Annotated in this window: 5 protein-coding genes; 1 reads left to right on the top strand and 4 read right to left on the bottom strand. The window is 62.3% G+C overall.

Going from position 1 to position 5,990, the window contains the following annotated elements:
- Positions 1 to 71 precede the first annotated feature (71 nt).
- The 4 genes from QMX97_RS31425 to iolC all read right to left on the bottom strand — a co-directional run bounded on the left by QMX97_RS31425 (position 72) and on the right by iolC (position 4,696).
- Positions 72 to 893 carry a TIM barrel protein gene (locus QMX97_RS31425; protein WP_282398204.1) on the bottom strand — a complete coding sequence of 274 codons (822 nt, stop codon included), beginning with the start codon at positions 891 to 893 and terminating at the stop codon, positions 72 to 74.
- A 25-nt stretch (positions 894 to 918) separates the two neighbouring features.
- On the bottom strand, positions 919 to 1,707 hold the full coding sequence (gene iolB, locus QMX97_RS31420; RefSeq protein ID WP_065906288.1) for a 5-deoxy-glucuronate isomerase: 789 nt from the start codon (positions 1,705 to 1,707) through the stop codon (positions 919 to 921).
- Positions 1,704 to 2,597 (bottom strand): myo-inosose-2 dehydratase, encoded by an 894-nt coding sequence (gene iolE, locus QMX97_RS31415; protein WP_120448327.1) that lies wholly within the window; start codon positions 2,595 to 2,597, stop codon positions 1,704 to 1,706. Before iolE ends, iolB begins: the two co-directional genes overlap by 4 nt.
- A gap of 161 nt (positions 2,598 to 2,758) precedes the next feature.
- Positions 2,759 to 4,696 (bottom strand): 5-dehydro-2-deoxygluconokinase, encoded by a 1,938-nt coding sequence (gene iolC, locus QMX97_RS31410; protein ID WP_282398203.1) that lies wholly within the window; start codon positions 4,694 to 4,696, stop codon positions 2,759 to 2,761.
- A 284-nt stretch (positions 4,697 to 4,980) separates the two neighbouring features.
- Here iolC and QMX97_RS31405 point away from each other — a divergent pair, with 284 nt between their 5' ends.
- Positions 4,981 to 5,889: a MurR/RpiR family transcriptional regulator gene (locus QMX97_RS31405; RefSeq protein ID WP_065906283.1), complete on the top strand. Its 909-nt coding sequence runs from the start codon at positions 4,981 to 4,983 to the stop codon at positions 5,887 to 5,889.
- The last annotated feature ends 101 nt before the right edge of the window (positions 5,890 to 5,990 follow it).

Genomic DNA, 5,990 nt, shown 5'->3' with positions numbered 1-5,990 from the left:
GTGCCAGATACACAATCCTTGACTGATACACCGCGTTCGCGAGCAAGCCCGCTCCCACCGTTCTGTCGGCGTCAGGTCCGGGAGCCTTGCAAGTGCGCGATGCTCGCGCCCAGCGCCTGTTGGATATCCGCCAATGCATGCACGCTTTCGGCAAACGGTTCGAACGACAGGTAGCCGCTGTAACCGCTGCTGAGCAAGGTGTCGATCTGCGCCGCATTGCCGAGGATGTCGCCCTCGCCCACCAGCACGCGGTGGCCGTCACGGATCGAATTCAGCGGGGCCTCGGCATCCTCCACCCCGGAGATATGCACCAGGCCGGTCAACTGCGGGAAGAATTCCTGCTCGCTCGCCAGGTGATGGTGAAAGGTGTCGTGCACCAGACGGAATACATCCAGCCCGCCGATGGACTGGATCGCGTCCACCGCCACGCGTTTGCGGCGCAGCGCACACTCTTCAAAACCCAGCGGCTCGATAAAACCGAGGATGCCGTACTCACGCAGGATCGGCGCCAGTTCGCTCAATGCGGTGCGCAACCCGGCAGCGCGCTGGGCCTCGTTGCGGTTATCGCCGCGCTCATTCAATGGGCACATCACCAGGCCCTGGGCGCCGCATTCGCGGGCATAGGTGGCGAGCGTGATCGCCTGGGCGCGGCGCTCGTCGTTCCACACATCAAAGGGGTACAGCGCGTTGATCGACAGCACGGTGATGCCCTGCACTGCGCAGAGTTCACGCACGCGACTGGCCGGGGTGCCGTATTCGATGTCGTGGCCCTTGAGGTCGTTGCGGATCTCGATGGCATCGCACTTGAGGGACGCCGCCAACTGGATGAAATCCGGCAGGGACAGGTTGGGCGCAACCATGCGATTCAGGGCAAAACGTAGAGGCGACTTCATTATTGTTGTTCTCCGCTCAAACCGATTAGAGATCCAGCAGCCAGCTGTGCTGCGGGTCGTTATGGAAATGCCAGGCGCGCTTGGGACCGGCCATCACGTTCAGGTAATAGGATTCATAGCCATACGGCACGCTGACCGGGTGATACCCCTTGGGCACCACCACCAGGTCGCTGTTTTCCACGGCCATGGCCTGGTCGATGCTGCGATCGTCGGTGTACACGCGCTGGAACACGAAGCCCTGGGGCGGGTTGATCTGGTGGTAATAGGTTTCTTCCAGGAAGCTCTGGTGCGGCAGGTCATCGGTGTCGTGCTTGTGCGGTGGGTAGCTCGACGAGTGCCCGGATGGCGTGCGCACTTCCACCACCAGCAGCGAATGGGCCGGCTCGCTGTCGGGCAGGATGTCGCACACATAGCGAGTATTGGCAGCCTTGCCGCGCACGCTGCGCTTGCAGTCTTCAGGCCGAATCAGGCGCGGGGTGTAGCCGCTGGCACCCGGCGCGGCGCACACCGCGATCTGCACATCGCTCAAGGCGGTGACCTGGGCGTCGGTGCCCGGCGGCAGGTAGGCGGCGAACGGGGACTTGTCTTCGAACACCGACTGGCGATCGCCGAGGTTCTGCCAGCTGAAGCCCTCGCCTTCAATGTTCACCCGCCCGCTGAGCAGCACCAGGCACAACTCCTGGTCGCCGGCGGTGACCGGCAGGGTTTCGCCCAGGCTCAGGCGGTAGGCGGCAAAGCCCACGTACTCCAGGCGGCCCTCTTCCAGGGCAACCATGGTTTGTCCGCGTTTACTGCTTTTGACCAGCAAGCTCATGGTGCAGTCCTCTCGCTCAAAAGTGCGCGCAAGGTGTCGTAACCCTTTTTCGCATAGATATAGCTGGGTGCCACGGCCGGGTCCTGCTCGGCCTCCACCACCAGCCAGCCCTCGTACTTCGCGGCCAGCAGCTCATCGAGCAACGGCGCGAAGTCGATATCACCGTCGCCTGGCACGGTGAAGGTGCCGTTGACGATGCAGTCGGGGAAGCTCCACATCTGGTTGCGTGCCAGTTGCACCACGGGTTTGCGCACATCCTTGAAGTGCACGTGGCAGACGCGGTCGATGTGCTTGCGCAGCACCTCAAGGGGTTCGCCGCCGCCCATGTAGCAGTGCCCCGAATCGAACAACAGGCCGACTTCCGGGCCGGTGCGCTGCATCAATTGGTCGATGTCTTCCGGGGACTCGACGTAGGCGCCCATATGATGGTGGTAGGCCAGGCGCACGCCCTGGGACAGGGTAAAGCGTGCCAGCTCGGTGAGTTTGTCGGCATAGTCCTGCCAGGCCTGCTCGCTGTGAAAACGCGGGCGTTCGATCAGGCGGATGCGTGAGCCCTGGATCGAGTCGGCGACTTCACCGTACACCAGCACCTTGGCGCCATTGAGTTTGAGCAACTCGACATGCCCGGCGATGGCTTCGATTTCTTCAGCCACCGAGCGGCGGGCCAGGCGGCTGGAGTACCAGCCGGAGACCAGCGCCAGGTCGTAGGGGCGCAGCACATCGCCAACGCCCTTGGCATCCTTGGGGAATTTGCCGTTGAGTTCAAAACCTTCGTAGCCGATGTCCTTGCCTTCGCTCAGGGCGGTGCTCAGGGGCGTTTCTCCGCCCAGGGCCGGCAGGTCGTCGTTACTCCAGGAGATCGGGTTGATGCCAATTCGGATTGCGGGCATGGCTGCACCTTTATTATTTTCAGGTATCACTGAGATCTGCTTAATGTGGGAGCTGGCTTGCCGGCGATACAGGCAACTCGGGCTTTCAGATACACCGAGTTGATGGCTTCGCAGGCCAGCCAGCCCCCACACTGGACTGCATTTCAAATGGGCGGCTGGGTTCAGCCCCTGGCACTGCGCCAGGCGTTGATCAGTTGTTCGAAGGTGGCCTGCACTTGTTGGATCAGCGTTTCATCGTCGATCTCCCCCGCCATCCACGCGCGGCTTGGTTCCTGGAAGATCGTGCGACCCACGGCGAAACCCCGGCAGGTGGTGCTGTGGCTGGCTTGCTGGAAGCCATCGGCGAGAAACTCGGCCGATGCGTTCAGGCCCAGCAGCACCACACCACGGCAGTACGGGTCGCGCTCCTGGATCAGTTCGTCGAGCTTTTTCCAGGTCGCGGCCGACTGCGCCTCGATCTTCCACCACGCCGGGTAGATCCCCAGGTTGTACAAACGCTTGAGGCTGCGGTAGAGCACATCCGGGTACGTGGACGGGTGATCCTTGGGCGGGATGACTTCCAGCAGCAGTTCATGCCCGCTGACCAGCGAGGCCTCGTACACCGCCTTGAGTTGCGCCTCCTGTTCCAGGCGCAGCAGCGGCTCGTCGTCGGGGTGGAATTGCACCAGACACTTGATGATCTGTTCCTGCGGCCAGGCGATCAGGTTGCTGCCGACCGACCGGCCGTGCTCGAACGCCAGCGGGCGCGAGTTCTGCACTTCCACCGGGCGTGCGATCCACCAGCCCCGGCCACTGGCGGCGTTGAGCGCGTCCTGGCCGAAACGCTGGTCGGCCAGCAGGCCCACATCGGCCTCGATACTTTGCTCGGCAAGCTTGTGTTCCACGCGTTCAATGGCCTGGATAAACAGCTGCTTGATGTCACTGATCCGGCTCGGGTCCTGGCCACCGCGTTGCGCCAGGTCCACCAGTTGCCAGCGGTGGTCGAAGGCAAACACGAACAGCTGCTTCCAGGTCTTGCGCGGCACGCTGACACGGTGCAGGCGTTGCAGGGTCACGTCCTGGTCCGGGCGGGTAATCGGCACCGGGCTGTTGAACAGGTATTCCAGCTCCGCCGGGGTCGGCATTGCCGGGGCGCAGGCGTGCCGGGACACCACCAGGCCACCGCAGGCATTGGCCAACTGGCTGCAGCGTTCATCGCTGGCATCCTTCAGCCAACCGCTGAGGAAGCCGGACATAAAGGCATCGCCGGCGCCGAGCACGTTGAGCACTTCAACGCGCACGCCGGGGTAAATCGCACCGTCTTCCAGGCGCGCGGGGATAGCGCCGTGGATCACCGTGCAACCCTGCGGACCAAGCTTGACCACCAGGGTCGCCGGGGTCAGTTCACGTACGGTTCGCAATGCCGTGAGCAGGTCTTCACTGCCGCCGGCGATGAGGAATTCTTCTTCGGTGCCGACGATCAGGTCGAAACGCGGCAGGATTTTCTGCACGTGTTGGCTGACATTCTGGTCGGCGACAAACCGGGTCTCGCCATCGGCCTTGCCCGCCAGGCCCCACAGCACCGGGCGATAGTCGATATCCAGCACGCGCTTGACGTTGTGCTTGGCCGCGTAGTCGAGAGCCTGGATGCTGGCCTTGTAGACGCCGTCGGTGGAGAAATGCGTGCCGGTAATCAGCAAGGCCTTGCTGGAGGCGATGAAGGCTTCGTTGATGTCTTCGGCACGCAACGCCATGTCGGCGCAATTTTCGCGGTAGAACACCAGGGGGAAGGTTTCGCGGTCCTTGAGGCCGAGCAGCACCAAGGCGGTGAGGCGTTCCGGGTCGACCTTGATGCCGCTGACATCGCAGCCCTCGCGGGCCAGGGATTCCACCAGGAAGCGGCCCATGTGGTCGTCCCCGACCCGGCTCAGCATCGCTGACTTGAGCCCAAGCCTGGCAGTGCCGAAGGCGATGTTGGCGGAGGAACCGCCAAGGTATTTGGCAAAGCTGGACACGTCCTCAAGCCGTGCACCGACTTGCTGTGCATAGAGGTCGACGCCCAGGCGCCCGAGGCAAATCAGATCCAATTGACGCCCACTGGCAAAACGAGTCTGGCCCATGCTGGCTCCTGTTATTTTTATCAGCCTGCGTTGTGCCGCCGTGGCGACGGCAAACGCTCTTGGTGGGAGCAGACTAGAACGTCCGGCGGCGGCAATCAATATTTATTCCATAATTATTTTTAGTGGAATATTTTTTCCAATACGCCAGCATAGGGGCACGCCAGCCCCCGTGCATCGTTTCAGCAGGCCACCGGGGCCGTGATGCCGGGGTATTTTTTTGCGCCTACCCTGTAGACTTGCGCCACCCATCAGCGCATCAGAAGAACACGCCAGAAGGATTGCCCATGTCCCGCACCGATCCCGAGACCACCCTGGAAGGAACCATCGCCAGCCCTCCGATCAATGCCGAACGCCTGTTGCAGCTGATCACCGACGAATACGAAAGCCTGCCGCGCCAGCTCAAGCGCATCGCCAGCTACATGAGCCAGCAGAGCGACCGGATCATGGTCGACCGCATCAGTGATATCGCCCGTGAATGCGAAGTGCATCCGTCGGCCATCGTGCGCTTTTCCCAGCGTTTCGGCTTCAGCGGGTTCAGTGAGATGCAGGCGCTGTTTCGCGAGGCCTACACCCACAAGACCACGCCGGTGCAGAACTACCAGCAGCGCATCCGCAGCATGATCGCCAACAAGTCGCAGAAGGCCAGCGGCGGCGACCTGGCGCGTGAATGCGTGAATGCCACGCTGTCGGGCATCGAGCGCCTGGGGCTGGAGCTGGATGACACGGCCTTCGAGAAAGCCGTGGACCTGGTGGTCAACGCCGACAATATCTACGTGGTTGGCGTGCGCCGCTCCTTTGCGGTCGCCGACTATCTGGTCTACAACCTGCAGCACACCAACAAGCGCATCCACTTGATCTCCGGGCTGGGCGGCAGTTACCGCGAGCAGATGCGCAGCGTGCGCGCCAATGACCTGGTGATTGCGATCAGCTTCACGCCCTACGGCAAAGAGACCCAGCACTGCCTGCGCATTGCCCAGCATCACCAGGCCAAGACACTGATCATCACCGACAGCAACCTGTCGCCGCTGGCCAAGCGAGCGAACGCGGTACTGTTGGTGAATGAGGGGTCGTCGTTTGCGTTCCGCTCGTTGAGCGCCACCCTGTGCCTGTGCCAGGCCTTGTTTATTGCGGTGGCGTACCGGTTGGAATTGAAGGTGGATGAGATCCACGAACAGGTCGGGTTTGATGACTGAGTGGCGACACTGACGTTCCCCTGTGGGAGCTGGCTTGCCTGCGATGGCGGAGTGTCAGTCAGTGAATCGGGTGACTGATAGACCGCCATCGCAGGCAAGCC

The organism is Pseudomonas sp. PS01298 (genome assembly GCF_029959745.1).
GTDB lineage: Bacteria > Pseudomonadota > Gammaproteobacteria > Pseudomonadales > Pseudomonadaceae > Aquipseudomonas > Aquipseudomonas aylmerensis.
The sequence above is the reverse complement of the archived record's forward strand: the minus strand, read 5'-3'. Positions and strand labels throughout refer to the sequence as shown.

Bases quoted from the DNA above. Each gene is read 5' to 3' on its own strand.
- QMX97_RS31425 (WP_282398204.1), bottom strand. From the start codon at position 893: ATGAAGTCGCCTCTACGTTTTGCCCTGAATCGCATGGTTGCGCCCAAC.
- iolB (WP_065906288.1), bottom strand. From the start codon at position 1,707: ATGAGCTTGCTGGTCAAAAGCAGTAAACGCGGACAAACCATGGTTGCC.
- QMX97_RS31405 (WP_065906283.1), top strand. From the start codon at position 4,981: ATGTCCCGCACCGATCCCGAGACCACCCTGGAAGGAACCATCGCCAGC.
- iolC (WP_282398203.1), bottom strand. From the start codon at position 4,696: ATGGGCCAGACTCGTTTTGCCAGTGGGCGTCAATTGGATCTGATTTGC.
- iolE (WP_120448327.1), bottom strand. From the start codon at position 2,597: ATGCCCGCAATCCGAATTGGCATCAACCCGATCTCCTGGAGTAACGAC.